Annotated in this window: 18 protein-coding genes; 14 read left to right on the forward strand and 4 right to left on the reverse strand. The window is 68.2% G+C overall.

The annotated features are described in order from the left end of the window. The first annotated feature begins 261 nt into the window (after positions 1–261). Complete coding sequence (locus JRI60_RS47085) at positions 262–825, forward strand: hypothetical protein (RefSeq protein ID WP_204222622.1); 564 nt, start codon at positions 262–264, stop codon at positions 823–825. On the opposite strand, the gene JRI60_RS47090 is transcribed toward JRI60_RS47085, so the two are convergent. After that, positions 822–2,120, reverse strand: coding sequence for a CapA family protein (locus tag JRI60_RS47090; RefSeq protein ID WP_204222623.1), 1,299 nt, complete (start codon positions 2,118–2,120; stop codon positions 822–824). The two genes, JRI60_RS47085 and JRI60_RS47090, sit on opposite strands and share 4 nt — an antisense overlap. A gap of 215 nt (positions 2,121–2,335) precedes the next feature. Between JRI60_RS47090 and JRI60_RS54060 the strand changes: the two genes are divergently transcribed. The 3 genes from JRI60_RS54060 (at position 2,336) to sitI6 (ending at position 4,938) form a co-directional block, all read left to right on the forward strand. Next, on the forward strand, positions 2,336–3,400 hold the full coding sequence (locus tag JRI60_RS54060; RefSeq protein ID WP_239470141.1) for a glutathione peroxidase: 1,065 nt from the start codon (positions 2,336–2,338) through the stop codon (positions 3,398–3,400). Positions 3,401–3,482: 82 nt separating this feature from the next. Continuing rightward, entirely contained in the window at positions 3,483–4,193 is a 711-nt protein-coding gene (gene sitA6 / locus JRI60_RS47105; protein ID WP_204222624.1) for a SitA6 family polymorphic toxin lipoprotein, read from the forward strand. Between the two features lie 16 nt (positions 4,194–4,209). Then, positions 4,210–4,938 carry a SitI6 family double-CXXCG motif immunity protein gene (sitI6, locus tag JRI60_RS47110; protein ID WP_204222625.1) on the forward strand — a complete coding sequence of 243 codons (729 nt, stop codon included), beginning with the start codon at positions 4,210–4,212 and terminating at the stop codon, positions 4,936–4,938. Between the two features lie 15 nt (positions 4,939–4,953). Here the strand turns inward: sitI6 and JRI60_RS47115 are convergent, their stop codons facing one another. The 3 genes from JRI60_RS47115 to JRI60_RS47125 are packed head-to-tail and all read right to left on the reverse strand — an operon-like array spanning position 4,954 to position 7,594. After that, on the reverse strand, positions 4,954–5,595 hold the full coding sequence (locus JRI60_RS47115; protein ID WP_204222626.1) for a TetR/AcrR family transcriptional regulator: 642 nt from the start codon (positions 5,593–5,595) through the stop codon (positions 4,954–4,956). Further along, the gene (locus tag JRI60_RS47120; RefSeq protein WP_204222627.1) at positions 5,592–6,710 is read right to left on the reverse strand and encodes a saccharopine dehydrogenase family protein; all 1,119 of its coding nucleotides are present in this window, start codon (positions 6,708–6,710) and stop codon (positions 5,592–5,594) included. Before JRI60_RS47120 ends, JRI60_RS47115 begins: the two co-directional genes overlap by 4 nt. Positions 6,711–6,733: 23 nt before the next feature. Then, on the reverse strand, positions 6,734–7,594 hold the full coding sequence (locus JRI60_RS47125; RefSeq protein ID WP_204222628.1) for a sugar phosphate isomerase/epimerase family protein: 861 nt from the start codon (positions 7,592–7,594) through the stop codon (positions 6,734–6,736). Between the two features lie 81 nt (positions 7,595–7,675). On the opposite strand from JRI60_RS47125, the gene JRI60_RS47130 reads away from it, so the two are divergent. The 10 genes from JRI60_RS47130 to JRI60_RS47175 all read left to right on the forward strand — a co-directional run bounded on the left by JRI60_RS47130 (position 7,676) and on the right by JRI60_RS47175 (position 20,174). Then, a complete protein-coding gene (locus JRI60_RS47130) occupies positions 7,676–9,079 on the forward strand; it encodes an amidase (RefSeq protein ID WP_204222629.1) in 1,404 nt (467 codons plus the stop codon). Positions 9,080–9,255: 176 nt separating this feature from the next. Then, on the forward strand, positions 9,256–9,651 hold the full coding sequence (locus tag JRI60_RS47135; protein ID WP_204222630.1) for a cupin domain-containing protein: 396 nt from the start codon (positions 9,256–9,258) through the stop codon (positions 9,649–9,651). A gap of 81 nt (positions 9,652–9,732) precedes the next feature. Further along, positions 9,733–9,876 carry a hypothetical protein gene (locus tag JRI60_RS47140; protein ID WP_204222631.1) on the forward strand — a complete coding sequence of 48 codons (144 nt, stop codon included), beginning with the start codon at positions 9,733–9,735 and terminating at the stop codon, positions 9,874–9,876. A 304-nt stretch (positions 9,877–10,180) separates the two neighbouring features. Further along, the gene (locus JRI60_RS47145; RefSeq protein ID WP_204222632.1) at positions 10,181–12,976 is read left to right on the forward strand and encodes a serine/threonine-protein kinase; all 2,796 of its coding nucleotides are present in this window, start codon (positions 10,181–10,183) and stop codon (positions 12,974–12,976) included. A gap of 217 nt (positions 12,977–13,193) precedes the next feature. Continuing rightward, on the forward strand, positions 13,194–13,997 hold the full coding sequence (locus JRI60_RS47150) for a hypothetical protein (RefSeq protein WP_204222633.1): 804 nt from the start codon (positions 13,194–13,196) through the stop codon (positions 13,995–13,997). A gap of 191 nt (positions 13,998–14,188) precedes the next feature. Beyond that, complete coding sequence (locus JRI60_RS47155) at positions 14,189–15,124, forward strand: hypothetical protein (protein ID WP_204222634.1); 936 nt, start codon at positions 14,189–14,191, stop codon at positions 15,122–15,124. A 49-nt stretch (positions 15,125–15,173) separates the two neighbouring features. Continuing rightward, the gene (locus tag JRI60_RS47160) at positions 15,174–15,833 is read left to right on the forward strand and encodes a glutathione S-transferase family protein (RefSeq protein ID WP_204222635.1); all 660 of its coding nucleotides are present in this window, start codon (positions 15,174–15,176) and stop codon (positions 15,831–15,833) included. A gap of 30 nt (positions 15,834–15,863) precedes the next feature. Next, positions 15,864–17,012: a glycosyltransferase gene (locus JRI60_RS47165; RefSeq protein WP_204222636.1), complete on the forward strand. Its 1,149-nt coding sequence runs from the start codon at positions 15,864–15,866 to the stop codon at positions 17,010–17,012. Positions 17,013–17,072: 60 nt separating this feature from the next. Beyond that, a complete protein-coding gene (locus JRI60_RS47170) occupies positions 17,073–18,986 on the forward strand; it encodes an ATP-binding protein (RefSeq protein WP_204222637.1) in 1,914 nt (637 codons plus the stop codon). A gap of 96 nt (positions 18,987–19,082) precedes the next feature. Next, the gene (locus JRI60_RS47175) at positions 19,083–20,174 is read left to right on the forward strand and encodes an alpha/beta hydrolase (protein WP_204222638.1); all 1,092 of its coding nucleotides are present in this window, start codon (positions 19,083–19,085) and stop codon (positions 20,172–20,174) included. The last annotated feature ends 37 nt before the right edge of the window (positions 20,175–20,211 follow it).

Consider the following 20,211-nt stretch of genomic DNA (forward strand, 5'->3'; position numbering starts at 1 on the left):
TAGGAGGACATTACCCGAGAGGCCAACCCGCGCCTAGGAACTTGCGGCATCTCGTTCCCTCCCGGAAGCGCTACCTCCTGCCCCACGGGTCGTGCATCGCCCCACGACCAGGGGAGTCCTCCGACACCCGCTCTAGAGGTCCCCCGCGCGGCAGGAGAGGGCACGGGAGGGCAGGCGCCTCCTGCGACCTCGCGGCCCGCATGTCCACGTTCTCGGTCTGACAGCGGACACCCCAAGACATCTCAACGAGGAGACGGAACGATGACCGGGAAGACGAGACTCGCACTGGTTGGACTGCTCGCGGGCTTCATGGCGCTGAGCACCGCCAATATGCGCGCGGAGGCCAGGACGAGCCCGCAGGCCATCTCTCAGCAACAAGGCGGGAGCACCGGCACTGGCACGGGGACCAGCACCGGCACAGGTACTGGCACTGGCGGAGCTGGCACCACCCAGGACCAGGACACCCTCGACCCGTCCAGGACGAATGACACGGGTGACACGAGCACGCTGGACGAGCCCGGCACTGGCGGCGCGGGCACCACGCAGGACGAGGGCCCCCTCGACGAGCCCGGCACCGGCGGCACGGGAACGACCCGGGACGAGAGCACGCTGGACGAGCCCGGCACCGGCGGCGCGGGCGCCGACGACATGACGGATGATCCGGCGCTCGACGAGCCCGGCACCGGCGGCGCGGGTGACAACGGGCAGGACCGCGTGGACGACGAGGACGAGGGTTTCCTCCGCGACGAGGGGCTCGACCACCAGGAGGGGCAGGCCGATCAGGACACCGTGAATCCTCCGGGCACGGGCCAGCAGCAGCGCTAACCCGCGCCCGCGGGACGCCTCCCGGACTTCGCCGCGTCCGCGTCGGCGCCGGGAGGCAGTGCTATCTGGAGGATGAGCTCGCGTCGGCGCCGGGCCATGTCGAGCCGGCGCTCGAGCGCGGTGCGCTCCTGCCGGACCTCGCGAGGCTGGGTGACGGCCCGGGCCGCGAGCGCCACCAGCCGCTCGTTGATGACCTGCAGCTCCTCGTCGAGGAGCACGGGCTGGATGTGGCGCGCGACCTTGCCCCGGCCGAGCGCGACGTAATGGTTGTTCTCGATCCACACCGGCAACACGGACGTGCCCGCCAGCGACACGGGCGCTCCCGGAGCGGGGCGCGTGAGCGAGAGCCGCAGCAGCAGGGAGTCGCGCTTGTTGCCCCCCTCCTCCGACCGCCGGCCGTGGACGTAGTACCGATCCTGGTTGGCGATGAGGTTGCCCAGGGAGAAGGCGACGAGCGTGTCGCGTCCGGAGGTGGTGCGGTACGACTCGATGGGCTGTAGCACATGGGGATGGTGGCCGATGATGGCGAGCGCACCGGCCTCCAGGAGCGCGCGCGCCAGCTTCCGGTCATCCGGATGCGGCGAGTGCGAATACTCGGTGCCCCAGTGGATGGCGACGATGAGCGCGTCGCAGCGCCGGGCCGCGGCGCGCACCAGCTCCACGGCGGCCTCTGGAGCCAGCCAGGTCCCACTCGCCTTCGCGTTGTAGGGCACGTAGGCGACATGGGGCGAGGTGTCCGGCTCGCTCGGGTTGTGCGCGCCGTTCAGCCACCGGGTGAAGGACAGGAAGCCGATCCGCATCCCGCGCTTCTCGAGGATGAGGGGCTGCCACGCGGAGGCCTCGGAGGAACCCGAGCCGACGCTCCGCAAGCCGGCCTCGGACAGGTGCTTCCACGTCGCGGCGACACCCGCGCGGCGCTGGTCGAAGGCATGGTTGTTGGCGACGGACACAACATCCACCCCGGCGGAGGCCAGCGCGCGCAGCATGGCGGGAGGCGCGTCGAAGATGAGGGGAGCGGTGGGCGCGCGGGGGTCCCCGCTGACGGGCGTCTCCAGATTGACCATGGCGACGTCGGCGGTGCGCAGCACGTCGGTGATGGGCCCGAAGACGTGGTCCCATCCCTCGTTGTTGAGCGACCGGACGGTGCCGCCCCCCTCCTGGACGGAACGCGCATGGTCGGCCGCGGCCTCCTTCACCTCGCCATGGGGAATGACATCCCCACCGAAGACGAGCTCCACGCGTTCGGGAGTGGTTCCACACAGCAGGGGGACGAGCAGGAGCGTCTGAACGAGCACGCCCTCAGGCTAGCCGAGCCGACGGGCTGGAGGACAGGGCCCCCTGGTGCACACGGTGCGGCTCGACGTGCGTACCGGGGACTTCCTCTTCCCGGGGCTGCCGCTGCTGTCGCTCTGGCCGCCGGTGGCCTTGAGCGAGCGGCAACGGAGACGGCTGCACGCCGCGCTCGCCGGGGGGGCGCCACCGCACCACGCAACAGGACGTGCTCTATGGAGTGCGGCAGCTGGTAGACAGGGCCCTCAAGGCGCTCTCGCCCGCCATCAATGACGTCACCACGGCGGTGATGGTGATCAACGAGTTGGGCGCGGTGGGGCGGGCGGTGGCACACAAGGGGCGGCTCGGCCAGGGTTGGTGGATGCGGCACATCCGTGGGGTGACGCTGCTGCGCCCCGGCTTCGGGCTCGCGCCCTTCCTGCAGGACGCGTTCGGGGAGATTCCCCACGCCGCCTCCTCGCAGCCCCGGGTCATCCTGCGCATTCTGGAGGTGCTCTCGCAGATCGCCAGTGTCGAGCAGGACGCGACGATCCGGAGGATGCTCGTGCGGACCGGCCGGTCGGTCTACGAGGCGGTCCGGCTCTCCGAGCAACGAAAGCGTGACATGCGGCTCATCGACGAGCTCTGGCTCGGGCTGCAGCAGAAGGAAGCCCCCCTGTCCGCTGCCCTCCCCCCTGCGAGACGGTGCACTGAGAAAGCCCGGTTGAAACGCGCGAGGGGCTCGGGCATCTGGGAGGCCATGCTAAACCGAATGCTTCCCCTCACCGTGGCGGCCCTCCTGCTGGGTACGGCCGCCGTCTCCGCGGAGCGTGCGATGTCCTTCTTCGAGCTGCAGTCCAAGCGACTCAATGGCCAGGCCGTGAACCTCTCCGAGTACAAGGGGAAGGTGGTGCTGGTGGTGAACACCGCCTCCGAATGTGGCTACACGCCGCAGTACGCGGGGCTGGAGAAGCTCTGGGGCGAGTACAAGGACAAGGGGGTGGTGGTGCTGGGCATCCCCTCCAACGACTTCGGTGGCCAGGAGCCCGGCGGCGCGGAGCAGATCGCGAAGTTCTGTGAGCTCCGCTACAAGGTGACGTTCCCGATGCTCGAGAAGGTGAAGACGAAGGGCGCGGGCCAGTCGCCCATCTACGAGTTCCTCGCGCGCAAGCACGGCGAGCCGAAGTGGAACTTCCACAAGTACCTGGTGGGCAAGGACGGCCAGGTACGCGCCGCCTTCTCCAGCTCGGTGGCACCCGAGAGCACCGAGCTCAAAAGCGCCATCGACAAGGCCCTCGCGGAGTAGGCCGAACGCTGTACCGGCAGTGCCCGCTCCCAGTGGCTTGCGCCCGTGGCGGCAGGACTCCTAGCCTCCGCCACGCTCGCGTATGTCCACCAAGAAGACCCTTCATCACTCCACCCGATGGCTCGCGCTCCTCGGTGTGCTACTGGCCGCCTGCGCCACCTCTGCCCCGGGAGTGCGCGAGGAGGACGAATCGCCCGAGGCCGTGACCTCGTGGGAGGAGGCCCGGACGGACCCGAGTTGCGTGGTGCCGCTATGTGACGGGGAGCGCTGCGCCCTCTGGCGCTGCCGGGACCTGGTGGTAGAGGACTCCCACTCCGTGGTGCTGGCACGTGGGCCCATGCCCCAGGCCATGCGCCCGCCGCTGGTAGGCAATCCCAGCCGCTGGTGGGCGCCGCCCCAGGCCGCGCCCTCCTACCCGGAACCCATCTTCGAGATTCCCTGGCACAACTGGAAGCTTCGCGAGCAGCTCGCGCAGCGGCAGCACCCGCTCGCGTGCATGCTCCCACCCGAGCCCCTCGAGAAGCACCACATCTTCCCGCAAGCCCGGGACCTGGCTGAATGGTTCGAGAGCAAGCACATCGACATTCATGCATTCACCGTCCGCCTCCCCGAGAGCTTCCATCGATGGCTGCACAGTGGCGGACCCAAGGGCGGGCAGTGGAATGAGGCCTGGCGACAGTTCCGTGATGAGAACGGAGGCGCCACCACAGAGGATATCTGGCGGTTCGCATTCGTGCTCATGACCCGGTTCGGAATCAATGGCCCGCTCATCCCCTACTACTGCCAGAAGTGAGCCGAGGAGCACAGGGATGCGGTATTTCAGAATCAAGGAAGACAGAGAGGCGGGCTACACCGGCGACGTTGACGCCGCGCACAAATGGAAGCTCCCGGGTGTCTTCGGCTGCCCTGCGTGCAAGGCCACCTGGGGTGACAATTCCAGAGCGTACCCCTCGGTGGATCTGACCCCGGTGGCCTCCTTGGCCAACTTCGAGAAGGCCCGGGCCGAGCCCATCGAGGAGTATGAGCGGCTGCGAGCATTGGTTCTCCCCTACCTGCCTCCGGGAGCCGTGCTGGAACCGGGTTCAGCCCTGGGTCCGCTGGTCGGCAACGCTCAGGGCCGCTTCGGGCCGCTGGTATCTCCCAATCCCTGGTGGCTGCTCATACAGCGTGAGGCACTCGAGAAGCTTCAGTCCGAGGACTTGCGTGGGCTCAAGGGTTGCCGCACCCAACTCCGTTTTCGCCAGCGAAACTCGCCCGAGTTGCTCGAACTGGAGCTCCTCCCCCTGGGCCGTGCGCACCCGGACTGCCTGCCGCCGGATCGCAAACCGCCCTGCCCTCGCTGTGGCCGTTTTGGCCTCACCCTGCCCAAGCCCCTCCTTCTGGATGCCGCCACGCTCCCCAACCACCTGGACGTCTTCCGACTGGAGGACTTCTCCACCGTGATCGTCTGTACCGAGCGATTCGTCGACGCCTGCCAACGTCTGGGCCTGGATGGCGTCGCCTTCCATCCCCTGCCCACGCCAATGGTATCGACCTGACCGAGTCGGCCGGGCTCACTTCCGGGGAGTCCGGCCGCCCCGTCCTGGCGCTGGCGGTGCGCGCTCGCTCCCCGCCGTGAGCCATGACACCACGCGCCGCAGCTCAGCCTCCACATTCCGGTCGGGCGCGCCCACCGTTCCGGACCGGAAGAGCGAGAGTCCCTCCAGCAGGGCCACGAGCAGCTCCGCTCGTGCGCGGGTCTCGGCGCGGGACGTCTCTGGAGCCAACTGGCCCAGCCGCTCCGCCACCGCGTCGGTATAGCGCGAGTAGAAAGCCCGAAGCTCCGCGGCGATGGCGGGCTCCCGCGCCGCCAGGGCCCACAGGTCGTAGAAGAGCCGGTAGCTGGCGGGATCCAACTGGTCTTCCAACAGGGCCTTCAATGTCTCGTCGAGCGCCTCGGCCGGGTCTCCCGCCGCGCCCATCCGCTCCTCGAGCCGCGCCGTCGCCCGCTCCAGGACGCGCGCGAGCAGGGCCCGCACCAGGTCCTCGCGAGTCGCGAAGTAGTACTGCAGGTTGCCCAGCCGGATGCCGGACCGCTGCGCCACCCCGCGCAGCGTGAGGGCCGCGTGTCCCTCGTCCACGAGCAGCCGTTCCGCCGCGTCGAGGATGGCTTCGCTCCGCTCCTGGCCCTTGCGGGAGGCACCGCGGGTGCTCATGCCGCCCGCCTCTCCATTTCCGCGCCGCGCCGTACCTCGAGCTCCACTCCCAGGGAGCGCAGCGCCGCGAGCGCCCGCTCGGGCGACGGGGTCTGCTCCGGGAAGGCGACTCCCCGAGGAGGCGCGTCTCCATCCAGCCCGAGCGCACGCTCCAGTGCCAGGGTGGCTCCGGCGGCGGTCAGGTGGGCTTGACCCCGCGCATCCACCAACGTGGCCGTGAGCGACCCTCCGCCGGAGGAGACCTCGATGCGAACCACGGCCTGGCCCCCCTGCCCCGAGCTGCGCAACAGGGCGCGACGCAGACCCCGGAAACGATCCCCTCGAAGCAGGTGGATGAGACCCAGCCCTCGGAGGGCCCGGAACGCGAGCGTGGCCGACTCGTCGCTGAAGCCAATGCGCGTGGAGACCGTCCGCGCGCCCAGCACCAGAGGGAGCGTGAGCTGCTCGGGCGTATCGAGCCGGACCACCCGGCGGTGCCGGCCCGCGAGCTCGACCCGGCGCGCTCCGGTCAGTGGCTCCACCTCCCGGCGCCGTCCCTCCTCCATCACCTCGAAGGGCAGGTGCATGCGGTCCATGAACTCGATCGAGTCCTCGCCCGCCCGGTCGGCCAGGTCATAGAGGATGGAGGTATCAATGGAGTGCGCGCTGCCCAGCTCCCGGGCAAGTGCCGCCCCCACCAGCGGGACGATGCCTCCCATCCATCCGGAGGCGAGGACGACAGGGGCTCGGGGCGGCTCCACCGCCGCCCAGGCCAGGGCCTGCTGCACACGCGCCGTCCAGCGGGTGATGTCCACGAAGGGAATGCCCGCGTGAACGCACGCGCGCAGCAGCCGGTCCAGGGGATCATTCACCAGGGTGACGACGGCACGTGCGGAGAGGTCGAGCGGGGCCGGGCCCGCGATGTCCATCGCGTGGAGCGACGCCCCCACTTCCGCCGCCAGGGCTTCGCCCCGTGAGGGTGTCCGTCCTGTCAGCACCAGCGGCAGCGAGGGATGACGGGCCCGGAGCATCCGGGCTACCTCACCGCCGACGACGCCATACCCCCCCGCGAGCACCACGGCTCCGTTGGGGTCGTACCGAAGCGTGTCCCTCACGATGATTTCCCGAGTACGCATGGGAAGAATATAGGTCATTTGACCTATTTCTTCAACCCCGGGAACTGAGCCAACGTCGTGTCATGCGCTCGGCGGGTCGACTCCTCGATCGGGAGCTGCCTGAGTGCTTTCGACAGCACCTCGATGCCCCACGGGCCCCGGTACCCCGCCGCCAACATGATGTCGACGAAGCCTCGCACGTCGAACTCACCATCTCCGCAGAGGTTGCGGTACTGGGTGGTTTCCTCGACGAGGTCCGGCATCGACCGCAACCGTCCATCGTTGATTTCGATGCCGACGATGTAGCTGCCGGGAAACTCCGCGACCGCCTGGTACGGAATGCCCAGCTTCACGATGTGCCACAGGTCCAAGACGATGCCGCCGTTCGGCGCGTTGGCGCCGGTCACCAGCTCGAGCGCCTTGGCCAGTGAGTCGATGTGGGAGAAAGGCATGAGCTCGAAGCCGATGCGCGTGCCATGCTCGGAAGCGTCTTCACACAGCCTGGCGAAGCTTTCGATCAACCGTGGCATCGGACAGGGCGTGCGCAGGAAGTCGCCCACCTTCACGTGACGGGCGCCCAGTGTCCGCGCGGCCGTCAGCAGCATGCGCCGGGTCTGGTCGGATGCCACGCGACGCTCACCGTCCACGAACCAGTCGGTCAGGAACTCGAGCTCGACGTGCACGATGCCGTGATCGTCGAGAATGCGCTTCATCTCGGTCAGCGTGTAGCGCTTCAACGAATGCGCGAGATCCGCATGCCAGATGCCCATGCCGCGGAAGCCCGCCCTGGCGGCGGCCGATACACGGTCACGAAAATCGATGGGACTGTATTCACGATCGGTATGCGGCTCGGCGCCGCCCGCGATGGTCCAATATGAAGCCAACAGCTCGGGACGTTCAGTCATGCTGTCACTCTCATGCGGCGAGACCTTGACCGCGAGGGAAATCAAGAGAAGGTCGTTTCCGTTCCAGAACAGGGGTAACCGATGAAGGACATGGTGTCTCTCGCTCGCCTCGACGGCATGGCCCAGGCGGAGCTGTGTGCTCGGGGAGAGGTCTCCGCTGCCGAGTTGTTCGACGCGTGCCTGGCGCGCATCGACGCGTTGAACCCGCTGTTGCGTTCGGTCGTCACGGTCGCTCGCGAGCCCACCCGCCCGGCGAAGCCGGGACCGTTCTCCGGGGTGCCGTTCCTGGTGAAGGACGCCACGCCGTGGCCGGGAATGCGTTGGTCGATGGGCTCGCGGCTGTTCGCGGCCAACGTCGCCCAGCAACAGACGCCGTACGGCAGGCAGCTCGACGAGTCGGGGCTCGTGTGCGTCGGCAAGAGCGCGACGTCGGAGTTCGGCCTGATCGGCAGCACCGAGACGTTGCTCGAGGGCGTGACGCACAACCCATGGAACCTCGCCCATTCGGCCACGGGCTCATCCGGGGGAAGCGCGGTCGCCGTCGCCGCGGGGCTCGTCCCGCTCGCGCACGCCAACGACGGCGGCGGTTCAATCCGCATCCCCGCGTCGGCGTGCGGCCTCTTCGGCTTCAAGCCGAGCCGTGGTCTCACGGTGTCGGCGAGCTTCGCCAGCTCGGACTTCGGGGACATGACGAGCGATCACTGCATCAGCCGCTCGGTGCGTGACAGCGCGTTGTTCCTGTCGATCACCGAGGATCGCTCGAGGGGTGCGCCCGTCGGCTTCGTGCGCGATCCGATCGCTCGCAAGCTGCGCATCGCGACCTGGACGCGGACGGTGATGGGCTCGGAGCCGGAGCCCGCGGTGCGCCGCGCCTACGATGAGGCGGTGGCGCTGCTCACCGAGCTCGGTCACGAGGTCGAGCCGATCGCGCCGCCCGCCTTCGACGGCCCCGCGCTGGGCGACGCGTTCTTCCTGGTGTCGGGTGCGGCCATCGCGGGCGTCGTCGAGCTGGTCGATCGAACGCGTGACATTCCCGTGCAGAGCGACGAGCTCGAGCCGTTCACCTGGGCGCTGGTCGACACCTTCCTCGCCCGCGGTCCCGACGCGCTGCCTCAATCGCGCGCCGTCTTCGCACGGGCGGTGCACACCTATCACGAGGCGACCCGAGGGTACGACGTGGTGCTCACGCCGACGATCGCCACCGAACCCTGGCCCATCGGGCACCTCTCGCCGGTTCTCGGGCGAGAGGAGCTGCTCCGCCGCACGGCGCGCGCCGTCGGTTACACGCCCATCCAGAACATCGCGGGCTGCCCCGGCATGTCCGTCCCCCTTCACTTCCCGGATGGCGGTCTGCCCATCGGCACCCACTTCGCCGCGGCCCCCGGCGCCGACGCGCTGCTCCTCGGCCTCGCGTATCAACTCGAACAGGCACGCCCGTGGAAGGACCGCTGGGCGCCCTACTCGATTCCCGCGCTCCGCCCATGAATCCACCAGCTCGCGCTCATCGTGCCGGCCACCAACCGAGTGCATGCCGGGAACGTAGGCATCTGGCTGGGCCTTCCCTCTCTCGAACGAAGGTCCACACTGGCCCGGGCCCGGGCGCATTCCCAACTTCCTCTTGAGTAGCAACCAACCGGTCCCCGGACACGGAGGTGAATGCCATGAGCCAGCTAATCACCAAGACGTTCTCCCAACCCGATGAGCGACGGTCCTTCATCGCGCATGGCCATGTGGACGTCATCCATCTCGACGGCCGTACCATGGGATTGGCCGTCTTCGAGCCCGGGTGGATATGGTCGAAGGACATCCAGCCCATCGCCGGGACGAAGAGCTGCCAGGTTGCCCACACCTGCTACTACGTCTCCGGGAGCATGGAGGTCGTCATGGACGACGGCACCCGGAAGACGCTTCACGCGGGGGACGTGGCCTACATTCCGCCCGGACACGATGCGTGGGTAGTGGGCGACGAGCCCTGCGTGCTAGTGGACTTCGAGGGCATGTCCGACTACGCGCAGCGCGAAGCCTCCATGGGACGGGAGGAGGCGCCACCGGTCTGACGATTCCGCTCATGTGAAGTCACAGGCACGACGGGCGGCTCCACCCAGATGCCCCATCGAGGGCATGACAAGGAGGACGCCATGAGTCGTAGAGAGCTGATCATCCGGGCGTGGAAGGACCCGGAGTACCGCCGCACCGTGGCCATCAACCCATGCGGGCCCGTCATCACCCGGTTCAGCCCGTGCCCCCTCCCGTGCTGGAGTGAGGACGAGAAGAGCCGCTGACTCGTCTGGACGCCTCTCATCCAGAGGGAGGCGGCTCTGTTTGTGAGAGAATGACAAAGACGCTGGCAATCTGTCCTCCACGGGCATCGATAACACGCCCACTGGACCACCCGCGGCAGATGCCTCGCGACCTGATACGCCTCTGAATCCTCGTCATTTTAGCAAAACATAGAATAACTGTCAATTCAACGAAGATCCCATGGGAGGACTCCGAGGGGATGCTTACCTCGGTGTTCGTATCTCGCGGCACCTTCCGGGGAACGTGTCCCCTGCTGGGGAGGAAGGGCCAGCGCAGGAGTGTCCCATGTCGACGAAGGACAGCCAGAGCGCTCACGGGCTCGCTCCGACTTTCATGAAGGAAGGGGCCGAGTCACCTCCCGTGCGCAGAAGGCCGCCTCCGTCCCTCGCCGCGCGGTACGAGGACATCCGCTTCGCTGGCGAAGGCGCGATGGGGACGGTGTACCGGGCGGAGGATCCGCGACTCGGCCGCCCCATCGCGCTGAAGCTCCTCAAGAACAGTGAGCCATCGCTCTGCCGGAGGTTCATCGCCGAGGCGCGGGCCCAGGCGCGCATCCAGCACGAGCACGTGTGCGGTGTGTACGAGGCCGGACTGGCGGATGGAGAGCCGTACATCGTGATGCAGTACATCGACGGGGAGCCGCTGTCGCGCGTGCGCGAGCGCATGACGCTCGAGCAGCAGGTGAAGCTGCTTCAGGAGGTCGCCACCGCGGTGCACGAGGCGCACCGGCAGGGGATGATCCACCGGGACCTCAAGCCGGGGAACATCCTCGTCGAGCGGCGCGAGGACGGGACGTGGAAGCCGTACGTGGTGGACTTCGGCCTGGCGCGCGAAGTCGCGGAGCAGGGGCAGACCCAGACGGGTGAGGTGCTCGGCACGCCCGCATACATGTCGCCGGAGCAGGCCAATGGGGACGTGCACCAGCTGGACCGCCGCACGGACGTGTACTCGCTGGGGGCGACGCTGTACGACGTGATCGCCGGCCGGCCCCCCTACGTCTCGGAGCACCCGTGGAAGTTGCTCCTGATGTCGGTACAGGAGGACCCGCCGCTGCTGGGGCAGGTGAAGCCGGGAGTCCCGAGGGACCTCGAGACCATCGTGATGAAGTGCCTCGAGCGGGAGCCGGCGCGCCGCTACGACTCCGCGCGGGCGCTCGCGGAGGATCTGCGGCGCGTCCTGGACGGCGAGCCCATCCTGGCGAAGCAGGCCTCCTGGGGTTACCGCCTCCGGAAGAAGGCACTCAGGCACAAGTTGCTCACGGTGAGCCTCGGGGCCCTCGTGCTGGGAGCGCTCGGACTTGGAGCCGCCTGGGTGGGTGCCCAGCGGCACGCGGAGGAGCAGGCGCGGCTGGCCCGCGAGCTGGGCGAGAGCGTGAAGGAGATGGAGCTGTTCCTCCGCGCGGCGTACGGGCTGCCGCTCCATGACGTGGAGCGAGAGCGGGACGTGGTGCGCGCCCGGCTCGTGGAGCTCGAACAGCACCTGCGCGCGTCGGGCGAGGCCGGACGAGGACCCGGACACCACGCGCTCGGGCTGGGGTACCTCGCGCTCGGAGAGCCCGCGCGGGCCCGGGAGCACCTGGAGAAGGCGCTCGCGGCCGGGTACTCGTCGGCGAGCCTCGAGTATGCGCTTGGGAGAGCGCTCGGAGAGCTCTTCCGGCGCGCCCTGGAGGACACCCGGCGCATCACCCAACCACGGGAGCGGCAGGAGAAGGTGGCGCTGCTCGACAAGGAGCTGCGCGCGCCCGCGCTCCTCCACCTGCGGGCGGCGATGGGGTCGAGGCTCGAGGTGCCCGAGTACGTGGAGGGATTGATCGCGCTGTACGAGGGCAACCACGAAGAGGCGATCGCGAAGGCGAAGGCGGCCTTCGACAAGGCCCCCTGGATGTACGAGCCGAAGAAGCTCGAGGGGGATGCGCTGTACGCCGAGGGCAGCAAGTACCGGCATGACGCGGCGTTCGACTACGAGAAGATGAAGGGCTACTTCGAGCGTGCCTCGCGGGCGTACCGGGTGGCATCGGAGATGGGCAGGAGCGACCCCTCCATCCACCGGGCGGAGTGCGAGCTCTGGGAGAAGATGGGGTGGGCGGACTCCTCGCGGGGCCTGCCGCCCGGCCCGTCCTTCGAGGCCGCGGAGGTGGCGTGCAACCGCGCGGTGCGTTCGAGCTCGAAGGAGGGCGAGGCCCTGGTGCAGCGGGCCCTCGTGCTCCTGGCGCAAGTGCATGTGCTGGGCGGCAGCGTCTCGAAGGACACGCTCCCCGTGGTGGAGGAGGCACTCAAGGCCGCCGAGGAGGGGATGAGAGCGCGCCCCCGGGATGTCATGGCCCATTATGCGCTGGCGCAGGCCCTCTACCTTCGGGCCCGGCTCCTGCCCGCGCTGGACCGCGAGGCGTCCATGGAGCCGGCCATCGCGGCGTACCAGCGAGTCCTCTCCCTGGAGCCGGGCTTCACCTGGGCCCACAACGAGCTGGGCGAGGCGTATCTCGGGGAGGCCACGAGAGCCCTCGCGATGGGACGGGAGGCCACGCCGCTGCTGGAAAAGGCCTCCCAACAATACGAGCAGGCCCTGGCGCTCGACTCCAAGTTCGCGCTGCCCGTGGGCGGATTGCTGGAGGCATCGACGGTCCGGCTCGAAGCGGAGATCGCCCGGAGGCGCGAGGCGCCCGAGGCGCTCCAGGCGCTCTTCCACGCACTGGCCCGGCTCGAACAGGTCGGCTCCAGCCCCCAGGTCGTCGCGCTGTGGACGGCGCGCGCGCATCGGCTCCACGCCCACCATGACTTCGTGCTCGGCCGGGATCCCCGTCCGTCGCTGAAGAAGGCATTCGAGGTGCTCCGCTCCGTCTCCGGAGACCCGCCAGAGGACTCCTGGCTGCTCGCGGAGTGGGTGCTGAACCGCCTCCTCGAAGCCGAGAACGAGCGGCGCCAGGGGGGGGATCCAGCGTCGGCCCTGGAGAAGGCACGGGCCTCGCTGCGAAGGGTCGGCGAGATGAACAGACCGTGTGCCAGGGTGACCTGCGAGACAGCGATTCAGCTGAGCCCGCTCCTGACCCGCGAGTGTCAGCGATTCCAGACATCCAAGACGTGATTTCACCCGTCCTGGAAATCATTCAACCCCAAACCAGACAGCAGGGCACGACCTCTCGTGCTCGAAAACGACCCCGGAGCTACCCATGTGGATCAGGCACGCACTCCTTCTGTTCATCACGTTCGTCATGTCAGGCCTCGCCGGATGTGGGAGTACCGGAGAGGACTCTGAGCAGAACCAGTTCCCCACGGTCGCCACACAGGCGGTTCTGAGCAACATGAGCGATGTGAGCGGTGAGCGGCCCCCGCCCAACGGCTTGAACGGCACGAACCCCTCCTGTTTCTGGGCCGCCAGTACTCAGCAGGCGCTCAGGATGATGGGCGGCACCGCGCTCGACCAGGGCGCGGGGTTGCTGCCGAGCATCCCCCTGAGCGAAGTCTCCCAGACCTGTCGACACGTCCTCCGCTCCGCTGTCCAGTGTGCCCTCACGCCAGACCAATCCGTGCGAGATCCCGTGACGGACGAGGTGTACACGGGCTGGTGGGGGCTCGCCCCCTCGTGGCGCGGTGACGTGCTGAATACCGAGGGCCGCCGATATGTGACGGCGTGCATGGTCCAGAGACTGAACTTCTATGGGACTTCCGTCCCCATCCTCCTCGACGGCCCCCATTCCGCCCTCGCCGGGGGCACGGCCCATGCCTCGCAGTACCCCATCGAGGAGTCGACCGTCTTCGGCGACCTGTTCTCGTCCACCACGCCCCTGCTGGGAATCCTGCCCGCGTTCAATGTCTTCGTGTGCTGGGAGTCACTGCTGCCCCAATCCTGTGGCCTGCTGGGACTGCCCCTGCTCCTCGAGAAGCGGATCTGCGACGACGTGCCGCTGTGCGGCCTCGTGACGCTGGGGCCGTGTGCCTTGTCGTGCGTGGAGGATGGCTCTCATTGGAAGTGCCGGTCGGGCCTGCTCTCCCCGTTGTGGACGGAGACGGTCCGGGTGAAGCTGGAGACGGCCACCTGTTCAGTGAGCCCGGCGGCGGATTTGGAGCACCTTCAGCCCCCCTACTGCCCAAGCAACCCACCGTAGAAGAGTCGCTGACTCGTCCGGATGCCCTCACATCCGGCGGGAGGCGGCTCTGTCTGTTCGAGCACGAGGACGCAACGCTGCGGACCCGGAACGACAAGGAGGTTCCATGGCGCCAGCGATTGAATAGTCCACCCAAGGCTACGGGTAGTCGAACCCCCTCGACACCTCGCTCTCTGGAAAGGAGCGATGCCATGAGTATCAGTGCTCTGACGAAGGCGGCCCTCTGTCTTGGGCTGGTGGTTTTCGCCGTCTCGGCTCATGCCGCGACCGAGAACGTGCAGTGGACGAAGACGGTGGGCGTCTCCGTCTCGGGAAACAGCGTGAGCAAGAGCCTCAATACGACGGGCTGGGATGCGGGCGCCAGCTCGACAAAGGCCATTGCGTCTGGAGACGGTTACTTCGAGTTCACGGTGACCGAAACGACGACGGACCGCATCGCGGGTCTGAGCAAAGGCGATAGCAATCTGTCCTATACGGACATCGACTATGGAATCTATCTCGGCCGGTTCGGTGAGATATATGCCATGGAAGGCGGCTCGAGTCGGCCCATTGGCGTCTACGTGCCTGGAGATGTCCTGCGCGTCGCCGTCGAGGGCGGCGTGGTCAGGTACCGCAAGAACGGAGCCCACGTGGCGACCGGCCTGACGGCACCGACGTATCCGCTCGTGGTTGACACGGCACTGCACCACCCGGGGGCCAGCGTCACGAATGCGGTCCTCTCGGGAAACCTGACCGGAGCCGTGATTGATTCACCGGGTGGATACGCGGTGAACGGCACGCAGGTCATCAATGATTTGGGCCAGTGGGTCGGTTCACCGGTCGGGTTGCAGGGACCCGTGGGCCCACAAGGCCCGCCAGGACCCCAGGGACCGAAAGGCGATCAAGGGCCGCCAGGGCCCCCGGTTCATACAGTCGCCATTTGTGGCCTCGTCAATTGCGACACGGGCTGCGCCTCCGCGTGCGGTGACAGATTGAAGGTCTTCGCCTCTGTGGTCGCATCCAGCACGGGCTGCTCCGTCACCTCGTCCACCGGCTCGTGCTCCCTTCCACCGCCCACGCCTCCACCCCCTGGGGTCGCACCCATTGGCCCTTCTCCATGCCGCATGTGCTGCGCCTGCAAACCCTGAGTCACAGCGTCCACTGGCCCACGGCGCCACGCTGTGGGAAAAGGACGCAATGACCAGGATCAAGGTGAGCGCATTTCGCTGGGTACCGCCTTTCGCACAGGGTCTGGTGCGGGATCTGCGCGTGCGCTGGGCACTCGAGGAGGCGGGCCTCGCCTATGAGGAGCGGCTGATCGGACCGGAGGATCAGAAGTCCGAGTCCTATCGTCGCCTTCAGCCTTTCGGGCAGGTGCCCGCCTACGAGGAGGACGGGCTGGTGCTGTTCGAGTCCGGTGCCATCGTGATGCATATCGCCGAGCGGACCGAGGCGCTGATGCCCTCCGAGCCTGGCGCCCGGGCGCGCGCGAAGACGTGGATGTTCGCGGCGCTGAACACGGTGGAGCCGCAGATCCAGAATCTCGCCGAGATCGACCTGTTCAACCCCGGAGAGGAATGGGCGAAGCTGCGTCGTCCGGCGGCGGTCGAGGCGGTGAAGGAACGGCTGGAGAGTCTGTCCGCCTGGTTGGACGGGAAGGACCATCTCGAGGAGCGCTTCACCGCGGCGGACCTGCTCATGACCACGGTGCTGCGCATTCTGCGCCACACGGAGCTGGTCGCGGAGTTCCCGGTGCTCCATGCCTACTGCCAGCGGTGTGAGGCCCGGCCGGCGTTCCGCAAGGCGCTGGCCGACCAGATGGCGCCCTTCGCCAGGAACGCGCCTCCCGGAAGATGAGGAGCGTACGCGCTGGGTCGTGAAGAAACCATGTTCCTCCTCCTCCTCACCGTCGCCAGTGCCCTCTATTCGCTCACCCTGGCCGTCCTGCTGCTCCGGGTCATGCGTGCCCTGCCCCGGCTCCAGCGGATGAACGCACCGCCACCCGCGCGGTGGCCTCGGGTGTCGCTCGTCATGCCCGCGCGGAACGAGGAGCACACGCTGGAGTCCGCCATGCGCTCCAAGCTGGGGAACACCTATCCGGAGCTCGAGCTGGTGCTGGTGGATGACCGCTCGACGGATGCGACGGGAGCCGTCGCCGACACCTTCGCCCGGGCCGAGCCCCGGCTCCAGGTGGTGCACGTCGAGCACCTTCCGGAGGGATGGCTCGGCAAGGTCCACGCCATGCAGCGGGGGCTGGAACGCGCGAGCGGCGAGTGGGTCCTCTTCAGCGACGCGGACGTCCACCTGGTCCCGGGAGCCCTGGAGAAGATCATCGCCCACGCGGAACACGAGGGGCTCGGCCATGTCTGCGTCCTGCCCGAGATCACCTGCTCCGGCTTCGTGCTCCAGATGACCCTCGTCTCCATGTTCCGGCTCCTGTGCGTGAGCACCCGGATGTGGGCGGTGTCCGATCCGCGCTCGTCCGCCTCCATGGGGGCTGGCGCCTTCAACCTCGTGCGCCGCTCGGCCCTGGAGCGCACACCCGGGCTGGAGTGGCTGAAGATGGAGATCGTCGACGACGTCGCGCTCGGAATGATGCTCAAGCGCTCCGGCGCGAAGTCGGCCGTGCTCAGCGGCCGCGGCGGCGTGAGCCTCGAGTTCTACCCGTCCCTGGGCGCCTTCACCCGAGCGATAGAAAAGAGCGGCGCGTCCTTTCCCTTCCCCGCGCTCCTGTTGGGCAACGTGCTCCTGGTGATGTTCGAGTGCGGGTTCCTGGCGGGAGTGGTCTCGGGACGCCCGGCGCTCGTGCTCCTGGGGGTGGGAACGTGGGCGCTGGGCTCCGTGATGACCTGGGCCTTCAGTGTCTGGTCAGGCTTTCCCCGAGCGCCCGCGCCACTGGCCTTCCTCGGCGTCCTGCCCGCCGCCTGGGCCGCCATCCGCTCGGCGGTGCTGGCGCTCGTGCGCGGGGGCGTCGTCTGGCGTGGGACGTTCTACCCGACGTCCGTGGTGCGCGCCGGACAACGCATGGGGCGCTGACGGCCATCTCTCCTTGCCATGCGTGACACAGGGGTCCACCCTGGCGGGTGCAACATCACCATGGCGAGTTCATCCGAGTTGAAGCCCCTCCCCCCCGAAGAACCCACGCCGCCCAAGCCGGTCGAAACACGACGAGGGCCGCACATCTGGCTCACGCCCCTGTTGGACGGGTTCCTCTCGGAACACCTGAGCAAGGCGCCCCCCTCCGAGCTCCTCCGGTACCGGGTGCTGATCGGCACCACCCTGTTCTCCGTCCTCTTCACGGGGCTGTTCCTGCTGTTCACCCCCTTCCAGCCCTCCCACGTGCCCACGATGGTCGTGGGCCTGTGCTACCTGGCCGTGCTCGTGCTGGCACGCAGGGCCACCTCGCTCGCCCTCCCAGGGCTGCTCCTGAGCGCGGCCTCGACGCTGGGGTGGGTATCCTCCAACCTCATCAACGGTGCCCCCCTGGGGGGGACTCATGCCTCGGCGATGCTGCTCCCCGCCATCGCGGTCTATCTGGCGGGCCCCCGCCCGGGGTTCTTCATCACGGCCGTCCTCTGCCTGTTCGCGGGGTTCATCATCCCGCTCTATCGCATTCACATCGGCGCCGACCTCGGGCCCTACACCCTCGAGACGTTCTGGAACGCGCACATCACCGCGGCCGTCTCCCTTCTGGGAGCATGGCTGCTGGGGACGCTGCACAGCACCGCGCGCGATGCGGCCCACGAGGCACTCGAGCGGACGCTGAAGACCCTGCGGGAGAGTGAGGGCAAGTTGCTCAGCGTCGTCGAGAGCACCGACGACCTGATCTGCGCGCTCGACACCAACAGGCACGTCATCACCGCCAACGCGGCGATACGGCGGGCCTACCGCGTCATTCACGGCCGGGAGTTCCAGCCCGGGCAGGAGTTCTTCACCGGAACGCCGCCGGAGTTCCAGGCACGCTGGTCCCCTCGGCTCGACAGGGCGTTCGCCGGGCAGCGACTGAGGCTCGAGGATGATGACTGGATGGGGGACAAGCCCGTCGTGATGGATGTCTCCGTCAGTCCCATCGTGGCGGAGGAAGGCCGGGTGACGGGCGTGACCCTCTTCACGCGCGACATCACCGAGCGCAAGCAGGCCGAGGCCCGGCTGAAGGAGATGCACCGCACCCTGGTGGACATCTCGCGCCAGGCGGGCATGGCCGAGGTCGCCACGGGCGTGTTGCACAACGTGGGCAACACGCTCAACAGCGTCAACATCTCGACGGGCCTGCTGAAAGACCAGCTACGCACCTCGCGGCTCTCCGGCCTGCTCAAGGCCGCCCGGTTGCTGCGCGAGCACGCCTCGGATTTCGGCGCCTTCCTCACGAGGGATCCGCGCGGGCAACGGCTCCCGGGCTACCTCATCGCTCTCTCGGAGCAGTTGGAGAAGGAGCGCGAGACGATGAGCAAGGAGCTCGACTCCCTGAGCGAGAGTGTCGATCACATCAAATCCATCGTGAGCATGCAGCAGCGGCACGCGCGTTCCGCCGGGGTGGTGGAGCAGCTGCCGGTGCCCGTGCTCATCGAGGAGGCCCTGCGCCTGCACGCGGGCTCGCTCGAGCGCGAGGGCATCCACATCGAGCGGGAGTACGCCGAGGTTCCTCCCATCTTCGTGGATCGACACAAGCTGTTGCAAATCCTCATCAACCTGCTGAGCAACGCGAGGCATGCGCTGCTGGAGAGCAGTACCCCGGACAAGCGCTTGCGCATCCGCATCCGCCAGAATGCCGGAGGAGAGCGGTTGGTCATCGAGGTGTCCGACAATGGCGTGGGCATCCCGCCGGAGCACCTGACGCGCCTCTTCTCCCAGGGCTTCACGACGAGGAAGAGCGGGCACGGCTTCGGGCTGCACATCAGCGCGTTGGCGGCCCTCGAGATGAAGGGGAGCCTCACCTGCACGAGCGCCGGCCCCGGCCAGGGCGCCACCTTCACGTTGGATCTACCGATGGAGGGAGACACCGAGGAATAGCCATTGGGCTACCCCGGCGGCGTCTCGTAATCTCAGTCGTCCCTGGCGGGAGCGGCCTTCCCCTCTCGCCGGCCCCTCTGACCGGAGGTCTTCCACATGCGCCGTCCTCTTTCCCTGTCATCCGTCACGCGGGTGCTCGGGCTCGCGCTCGCACTCAGCTGCCTGGGTGAGGCCCACGCGGAGTTCCAGGAACTGCTGAGGCCCGAGAGCGCGCCCCCCCTCGTGGAAGACCCCGGCCCACGGAGCTGCACCTCATTCCGGTACCCCGTCGCGCTCGTCCGGGGAAGACCCGCGCATCACGAGGTCGCCGCCGAGCTCTGCGTGCCCGCCGAGCACTCGCGAGACACGGTGCTGCTCACCGTGCATGGCTCGACGTACTCCAGCCTGTACTGGGACTTCCCGTACCAGCCCGAGCGCTACTCGTTCGTGCGCCACGCCAACGCCGCGGGCTACGCGACGCTGAACATCGATCGCATTGGCAGCCGCGACAGCGACCGGCCCCTTTCACTCGCCGTCAACCTGACCGCACAGGCCTACGTGGGCCACCAGCTCGTGCAGGCCCTGCGCAACGGTGCGTTCGGACATGCGTGGAGCCGCGTGGTGCTCGTCGGCCACTCCCTGGGCTCCATCATCTCGATCGCGCAGAGCGCGACGTACCACGACGTGGAGGGACTCGTCGTCACCGGCTGGCTGCATACCCTCAGCCCCCGCTTCCCCCTGTCCCTGCCGAACTACATCCCCGCGGCCCTGGATCCCCGCTTCGCGGGCGCGGGCCTCGACCTGGGCTATCTCACGACGCGTCCCGGCAGCCGGGGCGGGATGTTCTACCACCTGACCAACACGGACCCCGCGGTGCTCGCGCTGGACGAAGCGACGAAGGAGACCACCACCGAGCTCGAGGTCGTCGGCATTCCGGTGGTCGGCAGCGCGGCCTTCAGCCTCCAGGTCGACGTGCCGGTGCTCAGCGTCGTCGGGCGCTACGACAAGCTCTTCTGCGGCATCCCCGCGTGCGGCGACTTCCCGAGCGCCACGACGCTGGAGCCCCTCATGTACTCGCCAGCCGCCCAGCTCTCGCTCGTCACCATCCCGGCGTCGGGCCACGACCTGAACCTCCACCGCAACGCGCCCACGACATACGCGGTCATCCTGGACTGGCTCGACGCGCGCTTCGCTCCGTACAGGAATTGATTTCGCGAAGTCGGCCGTGCTCGACGGCCGCAACGGC

This window comes from Archangium violaceum (genome assembly GCF_016887565.1).
Lineage (GTDB): Bacteria > Myxococcota > Myxococcia > Myxococcales > Myxococcaceae > Archangium > Archangium violaceum_B.